At 70.3% G+C, this 16,900-nt stretch carries 11 protein-coding genes and 1 pseudogene; 3 read left to right on the top strand and 9 right to left on the bottom strand.

The window, feature by feature from the left end; translation table 11 throughout:
• Positions 1-38: 38 nt before the first annotated feature.
• The 4 genes and pseudogenes from OF850_RS01335 to OF850_RS23600 all read right to left on the bottom strand — a co-directional run bounded on the left by OF850_RS01335 (position 39) and on the right by OF850_RS23600 (position 5,618).
• Positions 39-926, bottom strand: a complete 888-nt coding sequence (locus tag OF850_RS01335; protein ID WP_301587865.1) for a GAF domain-containing protein — start codon at positions 924-926, stop codon at positions 39-41.
• Positions 927-1,204: 278 nt separating this feature from the next.
• A pseudogene (locus OF850_RS01340) lies at positions 1,205-2,224 on the bottom strand (IS481 family transposase).
• 106 nt (positions 2,225-2,330) lie between these two features.
• Complete coding sequence (locus OF850_RS01345; protein ID WP_301587866.1) at positions 2,331-3,446, bottom strand: IS630 family transposase; 1,116 nt, start codon at positions 3,444-3,446, stop codon at positions 2,331-2,333.
• A gap of 72 nt (positions 3,447-3,518) precedes the next feature.
• The gene (locus tag OF850_RS23600) at positions 3,519-5,618 is read right to left on the bottom strand and encodes an HWE histidine kinase domain-containing protein (protein WP_301587867.1); all 2,100 of its coding nucleotides are present in this window, start codon (positions 5,616-5,618) and stop codon (positions 3,519-3,521) included.
• A 115-nt stretch (positions 5,619-5,733) separates the two neighbouring features.
• On the opposite strand from OF850_RS23600, the gene OF850_RS01355 reads away from it, so the two are divergent.
• Positions 5,734-6,228, top strand: coding sequence for a YaiI/YqxD family protein (locus OF850_RS01355; RefSeq protein WP_301587868.1), 495 nt, complete (start codon positions 5,734-5,736; stop codon positions 6,226-6,228).
• Here OF850_RS01355 and OF850_RS23605 read toward each other — a convergent pair.
• Together OF850_RS23605 and OF850_RS01365 are read right to left on the bottom strand one after the other, a co-directional pair.
• Positions 6,217-6,771, bottom strand: coding sequence for a helix-turn-helix domain-containing protein (locus tag OF850_RS23605; protein WP_301587869.1), 555 nt, complete (start codon positions 6,769-6,771; stop codon positions 6,217-6,219). The genes OF850_RS01355 and OF850_RS23605 overlap by 12 nt on opposite strands.
• On the bottom strand, positions 6,704-7,051 hold the full coding sequence (locus tag OF850_RS01365) for an AraC family ligand binding domain-containing protein (protein ID WP_301587870.1): 348 nt from the start codon (positions 7,049-7,051) through the stop codon (positions 6,704-6,706). The genes OF850_RS23605 and OF850_RS01365 overlap by 68 nt, the downstream gene beginning before the upstream one ends.
• A gap of 110 nt (positions 7,052-7,161) precedes the next feature.
• On the opposite strand from OF850_RS01365, the gene OF850_RS01370 reads away from it, so the two are divergent.
• Both OF850_RS01370 and OF850_RS01375 read left to right on the top strand, forming a co-directional pair.
• Entirely contained in the window at positions 7,162-8,481 is a 1,320-nt protein-coding gene (locus OF850_RS01370; protein WP_301587871.1) for a tetratricopeptide repeat protein, read from the top strand.
• A gap of 14 nt (positions 8,482-8,495) precedes the next feature.
• Complete coding sequence (locus OF850_RS01375) at positions 8,496-9,704, top strand: MFS transporter (RefSeq protein ID WP_301587872.1); 1,209 nt, start codon at positions 8,496-8,498, stop codon at positions 9,702-9,704.
• A gap of 201 nt (positions 9,705-9,905) precedes the next feature.
• On the opposite strand, the gene OF850_RS01380 is transcribed toward OF850_RS01375, so the two are convergent.
• Genes OF850_RS01380 through OF850_RS01390 form a run of 3 tightly spaced genes read right to left on the bottom strand, consistent with a single transcriptional unit; the run spans position 9,906 to position 16,842 of the window.
• Positions 9,906-11,435, bottom strand: a complete 1,530-nt coding sequence (locus OF850_RS01380; protein WP_301587873.1) for a DUF6519 domain-containing protein — start codon at positions 11,433-11,435, stop codon at positions 9,906-9,908.
• 14 nt (positions 11,436-11,449) lie between these two features.
• The gene (locus OF850_RS01385) at positions 11,450-13,594 is read right to left on the bottom strand and encodes a hypothetical protein (RefSeq protein WP_301587874.1); all 2,145 of its coding nucleotides are present in this window, start codon (positions 13,592-13,594) and stop codon (positions 11,450-11,452) included.
• On the bottom strand, positions 13,591-16,842 hold the full coding sequence (locus tag OF850_RS01390) for a baseplate J/gp47 family protein (RefSeq protein WP_301587875.1): 3,252 nt from the start codon (positions 16,840-16,842) through the stop codon (positions 13,591-13,593). Before OF850_RS01390 ends, OF850_RS01385 begins: the two co-directional genes overlap by 4 nt.
• Positions 16,843-16,900 lie beyond the last annotated feature (58 nt).

The following is a 16,900-nucleotide window of genomic DNA, read 5'->3' on the forward strand; positions in this document are numbered from 1 at the left end:
GCGAGACAGCCCGTCGCACCATTTCGGTCGCGCCCGTCTCACACGCCCTTCATCAAGTAGCCGCGCAGCGCGAACCGGACTTCCTGCTCGGTCTGCACCACGAGCGCGTTGGCCCGCTCAACTTCCTCGAGCGGAAGGCCCATTTGCTGAAAGGAGGCCACCGCCACTGATCGCTGGATCTTGGCATCGGCATGGTCACGGCAGGCGGCAAGCAGCGTTGCCGTCTCGGCTGAAGTGGACGCCTCGGTCGTTCCGGCCGAGGCGAGCATCGCCTCCAACACGTCCTCCGCGGCAAGCAGCGCCGCGCGGCTGCGCGCCTCTTCCTCGATGCTCTGCTCAGTGGGTTCGACACGCGCCAGGACCCGGCGATAAGCATCCAGCTGGGCCAGGTAGGAGGCCGCGGCCTCGGCCAGCCTTTCGCTTCGTTCCACACTGGCGGGGTCCGGGCCCGTGTCGGCCCCTGCGGCAGAGTCAAGCGCGGCTGCCCGATAGGCGATCAGGGATGATGCAACGGAGGTCAGGGCGGAAAGCCGCTGCAGCTGCTCCTGGGTCCAGTGGCGCGGCTTGGTGTCGAGGACGCAAAGCGTGCCCAACACTTGCTGATCCGCGGAAAAGAGTGGCACGCCCGCATAGGCCGCCACCCCGTACTCGCGAGCCGTTGGGTTGTCCTTGACCAGGGGATGCTCCTTTGCGTTCTCGACGACAAAGGCCTCACCCGAAGCCACGGCATGACGGCAAAAGGAGTGGGACAGCGGAGATTCGCGCTGGACCGCAAAATCCTCGGGGATGGGACCGGCGTGGCTCTTGAAGAATTGCCGGTCGCCATCGACCAGGGAGACGAGGGCCATTGGCGCGTCGAGCGTCTCGCAGGCAAGCCGGGTCAGCTGGTCGAAGGCGTTCTCGGTGGGCGTGTCCAGCAGCTTCACGGCCTGAAGCGCCGAGAGCCGCGCGGGATTCGTGATCGGGTCTTCCCAAGCTGAGGTCATGCTGGCGCCCTCCTCTTCCGAGGGGAAATGATCGGCCTCAAAAGTTAGCCTTTTCTCGCGTTCCGTGTCTCTAGCCTGTGACCTTGTTTCGTGGCCCGTCCATCGCTTTCGGTGTTTCGGCGGCAATTGCGGCCCAGCGGAAGCCGTTGGTCTGGTTCGAGGGAGAGCGCTTCGCGTCGAAGCCAGCAGCCGGAGCCGAACTGGATTCCTCTTGCGTACTACCGCAGGTTAGGTCCGTAACACCCTCTGCTGTCTGGTTGTGAGACCTCCTTGGCGGCCTCGACGATGAGGCGAGCTTTGGCGATGTCCTCTGTGTCGGCCTAACCAGAGCGCTTCGTGTTCCGAAGTCTTCGCCTGGCGGCGAGGCGCTCGGCCACGACCTGATTGGGCGTCCTGCCACCCAGAACCCGCTGACGGCGCGCGTTGTAGGCGGCGTTGAAGCCGCGCAGCAGCTGCTCGAGATCGCGATGGAAGTAGATGGTGATGCCCAGCACCTCGCTCTCGACGCGGCCGTTGAAGCGTTCAGCCATTCCATTCGTCTGCGGCGTATAGGGCCGGGTGTGGCGGTACGTCGCCCCTAGCGCGGCGCAGACCTTCTCAAATGCCGGCGAGAAGCAGCTTCCGTTGTCGGTCAGCACATGGGTGATCCGGAAGGGGAAGGCCGCAGCCGCCTCACGGAGGAAGGCGATGGCACTCTTCGTGGTCATGTCGTCCTTGACCGCCAGATGAACCGATCGCGAGCAGCGGTCGATGGCGACATAAAGATAGCGCTTGCGGCGCTCGCCTGTGGCGGTCTGCAGCTTGGGCAGCTGTTTGATGTCGATGTGAATGAAGCCGAGGTCGTAATCGCGGAACCGCCCTGTGCCCCGCTTCGGCCGCTCCGACGACGGCGGAGGCCTTCGGTTGAGGCCCTCGGCCTTGAGGATTCGCCAGATGCTGTCGCGGTTCAGATGCGGCAGGAAATGGGTGACGACGAAGGTGAGGTCATCGAGGGCGAAGTTGGTGGCCCGGCGCAGGGCGCAGACCACGGCGCGCTCCTCCTCTGTGGCCTTCCAGGGCAGGCGGTGCGGCTTGGCCGAATGATCGAGGCAGCCCTCTGGGCCTCGCTTGCGCCACTTGCGGATGGTCTCGGTGCTGACCCCGAAGCGCTGGGCCAGCACACCGGACGGCTCGCTTGAGCGGGCGATCTCGGCGCGCACCGCGGGGGTGGTGCGGGCATTGGGGTGGATCTGGTGCATGGCTCACCTCCGTCCCAGGATGGCGCGCGGCAGGGGCTCAAACCGGCGCCGATACTCCACGATCGCCAAGCCTACCGGATCCCAATAATGATCCGCAACCAAACAGCTAGTGTCCTGATTCTGAAGTTCCCAGGCACTTTGCCTGGACGGTGATGGTGCGCTGACAGAAGCGCTGGACGGCGGCGAGGATGTCATCGGCGCTCTTTGTCCAGGCAAAAGGCTTGGGATCGGCGTTGTGGGCATCGATGTAGCCCTTGATCGCGGCTTCAAGCTCCGCCGTGGAGCGGTGAGCACTTCGCCGGATGGCGCCGTCGGTCAGCAGCGCGAAGAACCGCTCGACCTGGTTGATCCAGGAGGCCGAGGTCGGGGTGTAGTGGACGTGCCAGCGAGGCCGCTTGGCGAACCAGTCGCGGATGAGCTTCGTCTTGTGGCTCGCGGCATTGTCCATCACCACGTGAACATCGAGGTCTGCCGGCACGCGGGCCTCGACGGTGTCGAGGAAGCGTCGGAACTCGGCCGCCCTGTGTCTCGGCATGCATTTGCCGATGACAGTGCCAGCTTTGATGTCGAGCGCGGCGAACAGCGAGGTCGTGCCGCAACGCTTGCCGTCGTGGGTGCGCCGCTCGACTTGGCCGGGACGCAACGGCAGCAGCGGCTGCGTGCGGTCGAGCGCCTGGATCTGGCTCTTCTCGTCGACGCACAGCACCAGCGCCCGCTCGGGCGGGCTCATGTAGAGCCCAACGATGTCGCGCACCTTCTCGACAAAGCGAGGGTCGGTTGAGAGCTTGAAGGTCTCCACCCGGTGCGGCTGGAGCGAGAACGCCTTCCAGATGCGCTGCACCGTGGACGGCGCCAGCCCCGCCGCCTTGGCCATGCCGCGCGAACTCCAGTGCGTCCGCCCTGCGGGCAGCTTCTCCAGCGTCGCCGTCACCACCTCGGCCACCTTCTCGTCGCTGACGGTCCGCGGCGCGCCCGGGCGCGGCTCGTCGGCCAGTCCATCGAGGCGCTCCTCGGCGAAACGGCGGCGCCAGGTTGCCACCGTCATGCGGGCGACCCCGAGCCGCTCCACAATCGCCAAGTTGCTGAGCCCCTCCGCGGCGAGCAGCACGATTTGCGCCCGCAGCGCGTCGCCGCGCGCCACCTTTCGCCGCCGCAGCCGCGCTTCCAACTCCGCGCGCTCGACTTCCGACAACTCGATCCGAACCGCCCTCGGCGCCGCCATCGCCGCCCTCCGCTGCCAGCCGCAACGAATCACAGCCAAGCAGAAGTGAACAGCTATTTCTCGGTCAGGACACTAGCCGACGCCAGCTGGCTCCTTCGGCCTAGGGACGTCCTGCGGCTGGCTCGGGGGGGCGGGCTTTGCGGGCGGTTTGCCGAACCCCATGGTCACGACGCAGGTGAAGCCTTCGGGCTCCCAGTGACGCTCCACCATACCGTTGCGCTGCGCCTCGACGAGGCGATTGATGACCTGGGTGCCGAAGCCCTGCCGCTTGGGCTTTTCCACGGGCGGCCCGTTCCGCTCGGCCCAGCGCAGGCGCAGCATCGAGGCCGCGTCATCCCGTTCCCAGCTTACCTCGACGAAGCCGCCTGGAACCGAAAGGGCGCCATGTTTCGTCGCGTTGGTCGCCAGTTCGTGCAGAAGGAGCGAGATCGTCTGCGCCGCCTCCGCCGCCACGACGAGTTCGGGCCCCGACACGCGCGCGCGGGGCTGCGGGCCAGCGGACGGCACCAAGAAGGGCGCAAGCTCCCCCTCCACGAGGGCCTGGAGGTCGGCGCCCGTCCAGCGCGCCTCGGCAAGCAGGGTGTGGGTGCGGGCCAGCGCCGCGACGCGGCCCTCGATGGCGCGTGCGTAGGCCTCCATCTCCGTCCTGGGTGTCAGCCGGACCGCGGCCAGCACGATGGCCAGCGCGTTCTTGGCGCGGTGATCCACCTCGCCCGCGAGCAGCGCCCGGGCCTCCTCCGCCTGCCGTCGCTCGGTGACGTCCTGGAGGATGGTGAGGATACGCAGGGGCCGGCCGGTTCCGCGTTCGAGGATCACGGAGGCGCTCGCCCGGACCCAGGTGAGCTTGCCGTCCGGCCGCAGCACGCGTCCCTCGACCTGGATGGCGCGGCGCTTGCGAAGGGCGACCGCCGCCGGTGTCCGGCCGCGGTCCTCCGGGTGGACGAGGTCGTCGGGGACGAGGCGGCCCACCAGTTCCGCCTCCTCGCGCCCGACGATCTCGCAGAAGCGGCGATTGACGCGCGCGTATCGCAGCGTCGTGGCATCCACCTCGGCGACGCCTGCGGCGGCCGTGTCGAAGATGGCCTGGTACTCCAGCGCGCGCTCGTCCAGCGCCAGCTCGGCGCGTTCGGTCGCGTCCTGGAGCCGTTCGAATTCCAGCACGCCGGGGACGATGGGAGGCGGAGGTGGCCGCTTTTCCCGGTCCGGCCGGTCGGCCACGGTGCCGGCGCGCTGCATCATCGCCTGGACCGGGCGCGTGATCCGGTTCGCGACCCAGGCCGCCGCGGCGACGCCCAGCAGCACGGCGGCCAGCCCACCTGCGAGGAGCGTGAGAAAAGGGGTGAGCCAGCTTGCGAGGTAGCGGGCATGCGGTTCGGCGACCACGAGGGTCCAGCCCGGCAGGCTCCCGATGTTCTGGCCCGAGAAGATCGCACGGCCGCCATCGCTGGCCGGCGCCTCGAAGACGCGCTGACGGCGGGCCGCTTCGGGCACGGAGCGGCTGGGCGGGAGCATCCCGAGAAGCTGCTGGTGGTTCCGCGACCGCGCGACGATCCTCCCGCCGCTATCGGCGACGGAGGCGAAGGCCTCCCCGCCCGGCGCGCGGGCGCGCAGCCGCTCGGAGAGCCGCACCAGGTCGACCGGCACGCTGACGATGCGCGTGACCTTGCCGTCGCGGATCACGGGGGCGGCGACCACGACGATGGGCCGGCCGGTCGCGCCGCCGACAATGAAGTCGGAGACGGCCACCTGCCGGGTTTCGAGCGCCTGGCCCAGCGCGCGAGAGGTCATCGGCCCCGGACCGGTCGCCAGCACCGCGTCGTCGGCGGTGGCGGTGTTCAGCAGGCGCCGGATCAAGGGCTGCATCTCGTGCACGACCACCCAGCTGCCGAGCGGTTCGGTCAGGCTGCGCGCCCATTCCCGGAAGGCGGACAGGTCCTCGCCCTCGGCCATCGGGGAAAGCGCCAGGGCGTTCGCGATGGTGCGGTAGGTCCCGATCTCGCTTTCCACAAAGAGCGCAAGGGCGCTGGCCGTGTCCTGCAGCCGTTCCTCGAAGGCTTCGCTGTAGGAGGAGGCGAGGCGCCACGCAGCCGTGCCCCCGGCGATCAGCGACGGGACGAGCACCGCCGCGACGAGACCCATCAGGTGGAGCCGCAGGCTGAAGGAGCGTCGCACGTGTTGGGTTCCCCGTTCAGCATCCCCATACGACGGTGAGAAGGCCTGTGACCAGGGCCGTGTCCCGGCCCGGGCGCGCTTGCGGCCTTGGCGCCGCCCGCGCATGGTCCGGGCCATGACGACGCTTTACGTGGATGGAGACGCCTGCCCGGTGCGCGAGGAGGTGTTTCGCGTCGCCACGCGCCGGAACCTGCCCGTGGTGGTGGTGAGCAACGGCGCCCGCGCCGCCCGCCCCTCCGGCCTGCCGAGTGTGCGCGACGTGCTGGTCGCGGAGGGGGCCGATGCGGCGGATGACTGGATCGTCGAGAACATCGTGCGCGGCGATGTCTGCATCACGGCCGACATCCCGCTGGCCGCTCGCTGCCTGGAGCGGGGCGCGCGGGCGCTTTCCCCGCGCGGGCGGCCCTGGACCACGGACAATATCGGTGGGGCGCTGGCGGGCCGGGAGATCGCGCAGGGCCGGCGCGATGCGGGTCTCATGACCGGCGGCCCGGCGCCGCAGACCCGCGACGACCGGTCCCGCTTCCTGACGGCGCTGGACGCTGCGGTCGAGGCGGCACGGAGGGACCTCCTGGCACCGCCGCCGCGCCCCTGGGTGTCATTCGAGTAGCGACGCGTCCTGGGCCGCAGGGCCCGCGCCGGTTCGCCGGCCTGCCATCGCGCCCCGCATATAGGCCTGCGGGCTGCATCCCATTGCGGTGCGGAAGGCATAGACGAAGGCCGAGGACGAGCCGTAGCCGAGTTCCATCGCCGTCCGCGTCACGCTCAAGCCGCCGCCCAGCAGTTCGATCGCCTTGAAGAGCCGCAGGCGCCGTCGCCAGGAGCGCAGGCTCATGCCCAGCTCCGCCTCGAACCGGCGCGCCAAGGTCCGTTCCGACATGCCGAGTTCGCGGCCCCAGGCCTCCGGACCGCGCCCGTCGGACGGGTCCGCGTAGAGCGCTTGGCAGAGGGTCACCAGGGAAGCGTCGCGCGGCCAGGGGAGGGCGCCGGGCAGTGGCCGCGCCCGTCGCAATTGGTCGAGGATCAGCGCCGAAACGCGCCCGGCATAGCCGCCTGCGTCGCCGTGGCCCTCGATCTCCGCCGCCTCAACGATCAGCGCCTGCAGCAGGGGGGGAAACGCTGAAGACCGTCGGATTGGTGGGCAGACCCTCACCAGCCTCCTCGGCGATCCACAAGCTGCGGAACTCCGCGCCGAGCAGGGACCCGACCCGGTGCCGAAGGCCGGTCGGCAGCCAGACCGCCTGCTCCGTCGAGATCGCGAAGGACTGGCCCTCAACCGTCACCGTCAGCACCCCGGAGATCGCGTAGACGACCTGGTGCCAGGGATGGCTGTGCTCGCTGAAGGAGTGCCGTGCCGGGATGGATTGCGCCCGCACGGTCATGGGGCTGGGCGGTCTGGTCCCGGGCGGGGCGGCAATGGTGTCCCAGCGCATGCAACGGCCCCATTTTGGCGGTCATTCTACATGATATGGCAGCCCGTCGAAAGACGGCCATCCGGCGGCGGCCTATACGGAAGCGACACTCCCAGGATGAGGGAATTGCCATGGCTCGCCTGGACCGCCGCGGCCTGCCGCTCTCGACGACCTCCGACCGTGCCGCCGAACGCTACCGCGAGGGCGTAGACCTGTTGCTTTCCGCCTGGGCCGGCGCGGCCGAGGTGCTGGGGAAGGCGATCGCCGCCGATCCCGGCTTCGCCCTCGCCCATGCCGCGCGCGCCCGCCTGCACGCCGTCCGCGCCGAACCGGCCCAGGCCCGCGCCAGCATCGCGCGTGCGGCGGAACTCGTCCGCGAGAGGGGGACCGAGCGGGAGGGGAGCCATGTGGAGACGCTTTCCCTCGCGATCAACGGCCAGTCGCGGCGGGCCCTGGATCATGCGCTCGCGCATCTCGATTCCTGGCCGCGCGATGCGCTGATCCTGTCGCTGCCGCTCGGCGCCTTCGGGCTCTACGCCTTTTCCGGCATGGCGGACCATGACCAGGCACGCGTGGACCTTTGCGAGCGCCACGCCCCGCATTACGCGGCGGATGACTGGTGGTTCCTCACCTATCGCGGCTGGTCCCACGCGGAGAACGGCGCGGTCGGGCAGGGCCGCGCCCTCGTGCAGCGCGGCTTCGACCTTCGGAAGGAGAACGCCAACGCGGCCCACGCGCTGTCTCACGCGATGCACGAGGCCGGAGCGGGCGAGGAGGCGGAGCGGCTCATCGCCGAGTGGCTGCCGAGCTACGACCGCAGCGGCACGCTGCACGGCCACATCGCCTGGCACGCCGCGCTGGCCGCGCTGGACCGCGGCGACACGGAGCGGGCGCTCGGCCTTTATGGGCAGCATGTCCGGCCGGCGGTCTCGGCCGGGCTGCCGATCAACGTGGTCACCGACACGGCCTCCTTCCTGTGGCGGATGCAGGCCTATGGGCACGCGGTGCCGGAGGGGCTGTGGCAGGAGGCGGCGGCCTATGCGAAGCCGGCCTTCGCCCAGGCCGGCCTCGCCTTCGCCGATGCCCACATGGCCATCCTCGAGGCGGCGACGGGGGATCGCGACGCGGTCGAGCGCCGCGTCGCCGCTCTGATGGGCCTGATCGAGGCGGGCAGCTACGCCGCGGGCCCGGTCGTACCTGCGATCTGCCGCGCCGCGCTGGCCTTCGCCGACGGCGACTACGCGGGCTGCGCGCGCATTTTGGAGCCGGTCGCGGCCGAGGTCGCCCGCATCGGCGGCAGCGGCGCCCAGCGCGAGATGCTGGAGGAGATGCTGCTCCTCGCCCAGCTGCGGGGCGGCGAGGCCGCGAAGGCCCGCACGCTGCTCGACCGCCGGCTGCACCGCCGCCCCTCGCCACGCGACACGCGCTGGCTCGGCCTCCTCGCCGCCTGAAGGAAAACTCGACCATGTCCCAGCCCGGCACCGCCGAGGCCGCGTCCCCGCACGAGGTGGGCAATGTCGCCCGCCTCGCCATCGCGCAGGCACTGGCCGGCGCGAATGCGACGATCGTCTATGCGACGGGTGCGATCATCGGCAACACGCTCGCGCCCGACAAGGCGCTGGCAACCCTGCCCATCTCCATCTTCGTGGTCGGCATGGCCGCCTGCACCTTGCCGGCTGGCGCCATCGCGCGGCGGCATGGGCGCCGGGCCGCCTTCCTGGCCGGGACCGGGTGCGGCGTGCTGGTCGGGCTGATCTCGGCGCTTGCGGTCGTGCTGGGGTCCTTCTGGCTGTTCTGCCTGGGGACCTTCTTCGGCGGCGCCTATGCGGCGGTGGTGCTGTCTTTCCGCTTCGCGGCGGCGGATGGCGTGCCGGCGGCGCGCCGCGCGCGCGCGCTGTCGCTGGTGATGGCGGGCGGCGTCTTCGCTGGGGTGATCGGCCCGCAGATCGTCACGCACACCATGGATCTGTGGCCGCCCTTCCTTTTCGCCGCGACCTTCCTGGCGCAGGCCGGGGTGGCGGCGCTCTGCGCCTTCATCCTGGCCGGCATCCGCCTCCCCAAGCCGACCGCGGCCGAGGTGGCCGGCGGACGGCCGATTTCCGCCATCGCGCGCCAGCCTCTCTTCATCGTCGCGGTGACCTGCGGCGTCGTGTCCTACCTGCTGATGAACTTCCTGATGACCGCCGCGCCGCTCGCGATGCGCCTCTGCGGCCTGTCGCAGGAGGCCGCCAATCTCGGCCTGCAATGGCACGTCATCGCCATGTATGCGCCGAGCTTCTTCACCGGCCGGCTGATCACCCGCTTCGGGGCGCCGCGCGTCGTGGCGGCCGGTCTGGTGCTGACCGCCGCGGCGGCCGTCGCGGGGCTGCTCGGCCAGGAGGTCGCGCATTTCTGGTGGAGCCTGGCCCTGCTCGGCCTTGGTTGGAATTTCGGTTTCGTCGGCGCCTCCGCGATGGTGCTGGAATGCCACCGGCCGGAGGAGCGTACGCGGGTGCAGTCGCTGAACGACTTCATCGTCTTCGGCGTGATGGCGGTCGGCTCCTTCGCCTCGGGCGGGCTGCTGACCGCCTATGGGTGGGACACGGTGCTGTGGGTGTCGTTTGGCCCGCTCGTGCTTGCCGTCGCGGCGCTCGCCGCCGGTGCGGCATGGCGCCGTGGCGCCCTGGCGGGCTGAGGCGACCGGCGCACCGGCGCTTCCCCGGACCAAACCCCTCCATGCGCCAGGAATTACGGCCCGAGAGGCCCGCGATGCAGCGACGGGTACGGGGCACCATTCCGGTGCTGCTGGCGCTCCCGCACCGTCGCCATGGTTTCGGGCCGCAGCTCTGGTGGCTTCACGAAGGTTTCTGCGGCGTTCGGGTCAAGCTTGATCGCCTCAGCCTTTCTCTTCGTGGCCGAGGCAGGGCAGGCGAGCGAAGCGGCAGCGGCAATCCTCGACAAGGGTGACGAACGGGGACCGGTCAGTCGTCTGCAGCAGGTACAGCGGAGCGTAGTGGTGCATGACACCGTGCGGCTGCAAGGCCTGGGACGCGCCGGTGCCGTCCTTCGGCCAGTCGATCTCGCCCGTGGCCACCCGGGCGGTGATCCACCACCAGTCGCCGGACCGGTAGGGACCCCCGCCGAACTGCACCTCGATGCCATCCTCGATCGCGATCCAACCCTGCTCGCCCGTTCCGGCGGTGATCGGGATGGCGCCGCTCTTCAGCGGCTGAGCCTCGCTCGCGGTCTGGTCCCAGCGGCGGACAATGGCGCTGGTCGCGCCCTTGGCCAGCGTGACGGAGTCCTCGAGGGTGAGCGTGTTCCCCTCCACGCGGGCGATGCGCCGCAAGGTCCCGGGCCGGCCCGAGAGCTCGTCGGCCTCGATCGAGACCTCCACCCAGGCGCCCGCCGCGAAGCCGCGGGCATTCGCCACCTGCACGTCGGCCCCATTGGCCGTGATGAGGCGCGTGGCGATGGCGCCGTTCTCGCGCGACCACTTGAAGGTCGGCACGGCGGTGGCGTCGTTCGTGTCGCCGCCATCATGGATCTCGATGCGGTAGAGATGGTTCTCCAGGCCGCGATAGCGCGACTCAATCGGCAAAACGCAGGGCGTGTCGGGCGGCGTCTTGTCGGGAAGCCGAGCCGTCATGGACCCTGAGCGCCAGCCCCGGAGCGTTGCCAGCAGGGCCTCGCACGGCGGGCCGTCGACCTCGGGGTTGGGCAACCTGGGCTGGCCTTCGTTGACGCGGGCGGCGAGGTCCTGGATCCGCTTCTCGAGCTGTGCCGCGGTCTGCTCCAGCCGGGCGCGCTGGGCGGCCGTGAGCTCGCCGTCGAGGCGGGCCTTGATCTCGGCGAGGCGCGCCATGGCGGCGCGCAGCTCCGCCGCGGCCGCCGCGTCGGTGCCCTCCGCAGCATTGTTCGCCGGCCGGCCTTCGTTGGGCACGACCCGCACGGCCCAGGCGGTCTGAACGCGCGTGCATGTGTCGGGCCCGCCGAGCGCCACTTCCTGCAGGCTTTCGTGCTCCAGCACGGTGACGTGCCGTTCCCAGACGTCGAGGTAGGCGAGGTAGGTCCCACCGTTGTCGAGCAGTGGCGGGTCAGGGAAGTGCGGCTGGGCCGTGTAGGCGACGGGCGCCTCGTTCTCCACGAGGATGCCATCCACGTAGTAGCGGCCGGGACCGATCAGGAAGCTGTGCTGGCGCGGCTTCTCACCCGCCGCCTGCCAGTCGCCCAGGCCAAAGCCGCAATCAAGCTCGGGGCCGGCGGCGGGCCCCACGAGATCCGCCATCATGGTGCGCATGAGGTGCTGGAGGATCGCCGTCTGCTCGTTCCAGTCGGAATCGAGCTCCACGCGGCCCTGCTGCTTGAGCAGCCGATTGTAGTGCTTCGCGCGGTCGAAGCGGATGGTTGAGAAGTCGCCCTTCATGGTTTCCCCCGGGGTCAGTTCGCGAGCAGGACGCCGGCGTCCATGCCGGCGGGCGTGAACTCCTCGAGCCGCGTCCGCAGGTTGGCGAGGCGCTGTGGCTGGAAGAGGTTGTGGAAGGCGCCCATCTCGGCGCCGTCGTCGGCTCCCGTCGCGATCTCGCGCGGGCCCGTGTCGGCGAGCTGGCCATAGGCGGGCGTGGCGTAGCGGCGGGCGGTAAATTGCGGCGTCGCCCGCCGCGCCTCGAGCGCCTTGTCCGCTTCGCCGACGGCCGCTGCGACCACGAGGTCGGGCTGGCAGTTGTAGCGGCGCGGCGTGCGGCAGCCCGCCGGCACGTAGCAGAACCGCATGCAGCCGATCTGCCGCCGGGCCACGTGGACGCAGTCGTTGAAGATGCTGTTCTCGGCCAGTTGCACCGCGTGCAGCTGTACGATGCCGAAGACGGTGGTGCGCCGGATCGTCAGCACCGCGTGGGCGTGGCGCTGGTCGGGTCCGATGATGGCCTCGTGCTCGCCGCCCATGGCGTCGACGATGCTGTCCTCGATGGTGAGCGGGATCGGGTCGGCGAGGACCTCGTCCTCATGCACCTCGATCGGACCCAGGATGCTGCTGGCGATGCGCACGTGGGCGCGGACGTTGCGCAGCTCCAGGCTTTCCTTGCTCATCCGCGCGGGGTTGCAGTGGGCGTCCAGGCTCCACCCGGGGACCAGGGTGCAGTGGCGGATCTCGACATGCGATCCGCAGGGCGAGCCTTCGCCCCGCGTCTCCGGATCGCCCATGATGGTGACGCCGCGGCCGGTGATGAGCAGGCCGTCCAGGAGGAAGCTGGAGGTCTCGCCCAGCGTCACCTGCAGCGTGTCGGGCCGATCGGTTTGCCAGTTGAGCAAGCGCAGCGTCGGGCGCTTGCGGTCGGCGGCTCGGATCTGCAGCGACTGCCCGGGCGCCAGCTTCACGGCGACCTGCTCGACATAGGCGCGGCTGTCGGTGATCTCGATCACCGCGGAGCGCGGGTCCTGGCTCCGCCAGCGGCCCAGCGCGTCGCCCAGCTCCCTGAACTCCTGGCGCTCGCCCACACGGTAGATCACCGCGTCCGGCGGCTGGCTGACGACGCGCGCATACTCCCCGGCGCCCATGTCGTCGCTGAAGGCGTAGCGGTAGCTCACCCGCACCTGCCGCCGCGGCAACTGATTGGCCGGGAACTGGATGCGGCCCAGCTGCGGATCGACGGCCACGAACCCGTTGGGCGGCGTATAGGCCCAGTCGGTCAGGTCGGCCGGAATGATGACGTCCAGCGGCAGCGGCCGGTTGTGAGTATGCCCGCCCCAGTCGGCGGCGATGACGAAGCTCTTGTCGGCCCCGTAGTAGCGCTCGGGGTGCTCGGCGAAGGCGCGCCGGCGAATGGGCGCAGGGACGTGAAACTCTGTGGCGATGTGGGTGGGCGAGGGCTCCAGCTCGGGCTTGGTCACCAGCGGGACGTCGTTGCCCAGGACCGAGAAGCTGTAGCTGTTCTTGCCCTCGTCCAGGCAATAGGCGGGCGCGCCGGTCACGGTGTAGGGCTTCAGTCGCCACACCCAGAGGCCGACGCTCGGAACGTTGTGCAGCCCCGGCCCGCGGCGGGAGGTGATGCGCCGGAGGTCGGCCGTGTGGGCGAACGGGTCGAAGGGGGTGTTGATCCGCTCCAGCTCGGCGGCGGAGCGGAAGCTGACGGTGCGCGCGCGGTGTCCCTCGTTGTGCGGGAAGTTGAGGTTCTGGCTCCAGGCCAGGCGTCGGAAGAGCTCGACGGCGCGCGACGGCCAGCCGGTGACGGCGGCCGCCAGATCCTCGTGCACCGACAGGGTCCCGCGGCGGCGACGGAAGGCCAGGGTGTTGGCCACCTCGCGGCGCGGCACCAGGATCCGGTTCTCCGCCGGCGCGGAGGTGGTCGGGTCACCGGCGGCGTTGACGGCCGTATAGCCCACGAGCTCGGCGATGTAAGGCACGGCCCAGTCTGCTGCGGTCTCGACGAACCAGTTGTCGTAGAGCTGGTCGATGTCGGCCTCGATGCCCTCCAGCTGCTCGGCCACGACGCGCAGCATTTCGCGGAGCGGATAGCCCCGATCGGCGTCGCGCAGACGGTAAATGTCCGGCAGCAGCTCGTAGAGGCGGTCGGGTGAGGCGCTCATGGGGCTTCGATCCGGGTCAAGATGAGGGTCTCCGGCAGGCTGGGCGGCAGCATCGCCAGCTGGGTAGGCAGCACCTTTCCCGAAACCTGTCGCGCGCCGCGCACGCGGACATAGGGTGCGGGCCGGCCGTTCCTGAGGTCGGCGTCGATGACCTCGCGCATGGCGGCGGAGAGCTCCTGCGGCGAGCGGCGTTCGCCGTCCGGGGTGAGCTGCGAGACCGCACCCAGGGCGTCCACGTCGACGTACAGTACGCCGCGCTCAGCCTGGATCAGGCCGATCACCTCAGAGAGGGCCACCTGCTGGCCCAGCTCCTGGCGGTCGAAGCTGTAGCGTTCGACCAGGGCCGCCCGGACGCGGGCTATCACGTCCTCCCAGAGATAGGCCGGGTCCGGCGCCACGCGGGCGGACATGACCATCATCAGCAGCTCGCGGCTCTCAACCTGGACCGGAAGCGCCGGGTCGCCGAAGGTGCGGAGCGCCGCCACGAGGTTCGCGTAGAGGCCGCTGGACTTGGGGACCGGGATGTCGTCGGCGCCGGCGATGGTGACGAACAAGGCTGCCCCGCCGCCGACGAAGACGCGATCGGCCGCAGCCTTTCCGATTCCTCCGAAGGTGCGGGTGAAGTCGGCGTAGTCCTTGGGCCCGACGAGGCGGTCCAAGGCCTGCACGCCAAGCGGCACGTTGACTCGGATGCGGTCGCGAGGCTCGCGGTCGGCGCCGCCGGCGGCCTCGATCGGGTTGGAGGTCCCCTTCACGCCGAGCGGGCGGCTCACCAGCTGGTTGATCTGGCCCAGCGCTACGTTCCCGGCCTTGCCGAGGCCGCTGCGGTAGAAGGCGAGGACATTCTCCTGGCCTGTGGGCAGGCGAGCGCCCTGCTTGCCGTCGCCGAAGACGAGCCTGGTGGCGCCGTCCTCCTCCACCTGGGTGACGAAGACGCGGTCGGACGGTCCCATCCCCACGGTCGTCGGGACCTCCTTCCATTCCACGCCGTCGACAAAGACCCGCAGCGTGCTTTCGACGCCCTGGGGCGTGTTGGCCGGCACATAGGTCAGCGGGGGCTGGCGCAGCATGAAGCTCTGCAGCGCGACGGTGGCGTCGCCGCCGCCAAGCACGTCGGAGCGGCCGTCGCCATGGGTGGCCTTCGCCACATTGGCGCTCAAGGCGACCGAGCTGCGCTTGTAGCAATAGGCGAGGGGCGCCGCGAGGCGGATGAAGCTGTGCAGGCTCTCGCCGGGCGCGAAGTCGTCGGAGCCGGGGGTGCGCGCCACGTCCTGCCTTACCGCCGCGATCATGGCGAGCTCGCTGCCCTTGAGCCCCGGTGTGCCGAGCAGGTCGCTGCGCTCGCCGCTCACGACCACCCAGCGTCCGGTCTCAAGGCCCGAGTAAAGGGCGTCGGTCTCGATCCATTGGTCGCCGCAGATCTCGGCGGTGATCGGCTCCGGCGCCAGCTCGAGCTCCGTCGAGGAGACCAGGACCGCAAGGTTGCGGACGAACTGGAACGCGTTGACGGCGTCGCTGCGGTCATCCGTCGCCCGGAACCAGGCGACCGGGTCCTGCGACTGCGGATCCAGCAGCGGTATGCGCGTCGTCTGGCCGACCATCCCGTAACCGGCGCGCGCGCCCTTGCTCTGCACGCGGCCTGCCAGGGCGATCAGCAGCTGGTCGTCGTCGAGCTTCGGAAAGCCTATGCGACCCAGCTTGCCTGACACGCCGCCGTAGTCGAGCACCACCCAGTCGCCGGAGACTAGATTCTCCCTTGGCGAGTCGAGGGCGATGATCCACGCGTCCTCGGTCCCGATGATGTCGGCGTCCGTCCACTCGCTGGTGGTGACCACGCCGGTCTTCTGGTCGACGCCCAGCACCTTCAGCGGGGCCGTCGCACCGAACAGCAGCGCACGATCCTTCAGCACCCAGAGCCGGATTGGTGGCGCATCGGCCACCCGGACGTTCGCGAGGGCGTCGCCGACGACCCCGGCCAGCTTCGGCTCCAGGACGCCCACGGCCTGGGCGCCCACGTCGGAGGTGGTGGAGAACAGGGCCCTGTAGTCGCGCGCGAGGGCTTCGCTGTTGCGCGGGGGGATGGAGCGTTCCGCGGCGAGCCGGCCGATCACCTTGCGCATCAGCCGGGACGCGCGGGCTTGGGGGCCGGACTCCAGATCACCGGAAGGGCCGAGCGCGGCCAGGCGGGCCGCCAGGGCGTCGGTCTCGGCGCCCACCATGCCGCCGTCGTCGATCCCGGTGAATTCCTCGATCACGTCGCGGCTGAGGCGCTCGATGTCCGGCACGAAGCCCCTCCGCCCGCCCTCGCCATCGGTCCGGTCCATGAGGTCCAGCAGCGCGCTCTCGGACGGCGCGGAAGCGGTGGCCTGCCGGGTCTTGACGAGGGTATCGAGGATCAGCCCGACCGCCGTGCGGCTCCTGAGCAGGATCGCGAGTTCGGGATGCAGCGGCGACGCCGTCGCCATCTGCGTGAGCCAGGCCAGGAACAAGTCCACCTCGGCGATGACCTCGCCCGCCAGGCCCGGATAACGCTCGGCCGGCGCGCGCTGCGCTTGCGCCAGCGCGCGGCGCAGCAGCAGCGCCGATGGCGCTTCGACCTCGCCCCCGCGCCAGCGGCCCAATCGTACCTCCGTGCGGTCCGCTTCGATGTTCGGCGTCACCACCAGGGCCCGCAAGACACGCGGGGCTCCATCGCCCACCTGCAGCAGCAGGGCGTCGTTCGGCTTCAGCCCGGTGGAAATTCCCTTCACGTAGACGCGCGCGAACGGCGACTCGTCGTCGCCGTAGAGGATGGTCTCCTCCGTCGGCGGGCGCTCCAGGCGAGGGCGGATGGCGTTCCACTCGCGCCGCGCCACGCGCTTTTCGATGGTCTCGAAGGTCTGCGGCGCTTCCCCGGGGCCCGGAAGGCTCTGCACCTTCGTCCCGACCGGAATGGTGACCGGGTCGGCCGCGTTCGCGTCGATCTCGAACGAGAGATAGGTCGTGGCCGCCACGCCCGGGCGCGGCTGGTAGCCCACCAGCCGGGCGAGCTCCAGCACGGACCGGCGCTCGGTCGCGGTGCGCAGGTAGCCCTCGTTCGCCAGACGCTCCTGGTAGAAGGTCAGCACGTCGCCCACCGTCGACCAGGCGTCCAGCAGGGCGATCGTGGGATCATCCGTCTCGCGCGAGCCCAGGCCGGCGAGGGCCGGGAAGTCCGAAGACGACAGCCGCGCCTTCATCGTCTCGAGGAAGCTGCCGTGCTCGCCCACCCGCGCCGACAAGGCGGGCAGGCCGGGGCGGTTCCAGATCTCGCGGGGCGTGACAACG

Origin of the sequence: Sabulicella glaciei, assembly GCF_026183895.1 — a bacterium.
Classification (GTDB): domain Bacteria; phylum Pseudomonadota; class Alphaproteobacteria; order Acetobacterales; family Acetobacteraceae; genus Roseococcus; species Roseococcus glaciei.

Coding starts and splice junctions, on each gene's coding strand:
- OF850_RS01385 (WP_301587874.1), bottom strand. CDS start 13,594: ATGAGCGCCTCACCCGACCGCCTCTACGAGCTGCTGCCGGACATTTAC.
- OF850_RS01380 (WP_301587873.1), bottom strand. CDS start 11,435: ATGAAGGGCGACTTCTCAACCATCCGCTTCGACCGCGCGAAGCACTAC.
- OF850_RS01355 (WP_301587868.1), top strand. CDS start 5,734: ATGACGACGCTTTACGTGGATGGAGACGCCTGCCCGGTGCGCGAGGAG.
- OF850_RS01365 (WP_301587870.1), bottom strand. CDS start 7,051: ATGCGCTGGGACACCATTGCCGCCCCGCCCGGGACCAGACCGCCCAGC.
- OF850_RS01345 (WP_301587866.1), bottom strand. CDS start 3,446: ATGGCGGCGCCGAGGGCGGTTCGGATCGAGTTGTCGGAAGTCGAGCGC.
- OF850_RS01375 (WP_301587872.1), top strand. CDS start 8,496: ATGTCCCAGCCCGGCACCGCCGAGGCCGCGTCCCCGCACGAGGTGGGC.
- OF850_RS01370 (WP_301587871.1), top strand. CDS start 7,162: ATGGCTCGCCTGGACCGCCGCGGCCTGCCGCTCTCGACGACCTCCGAC.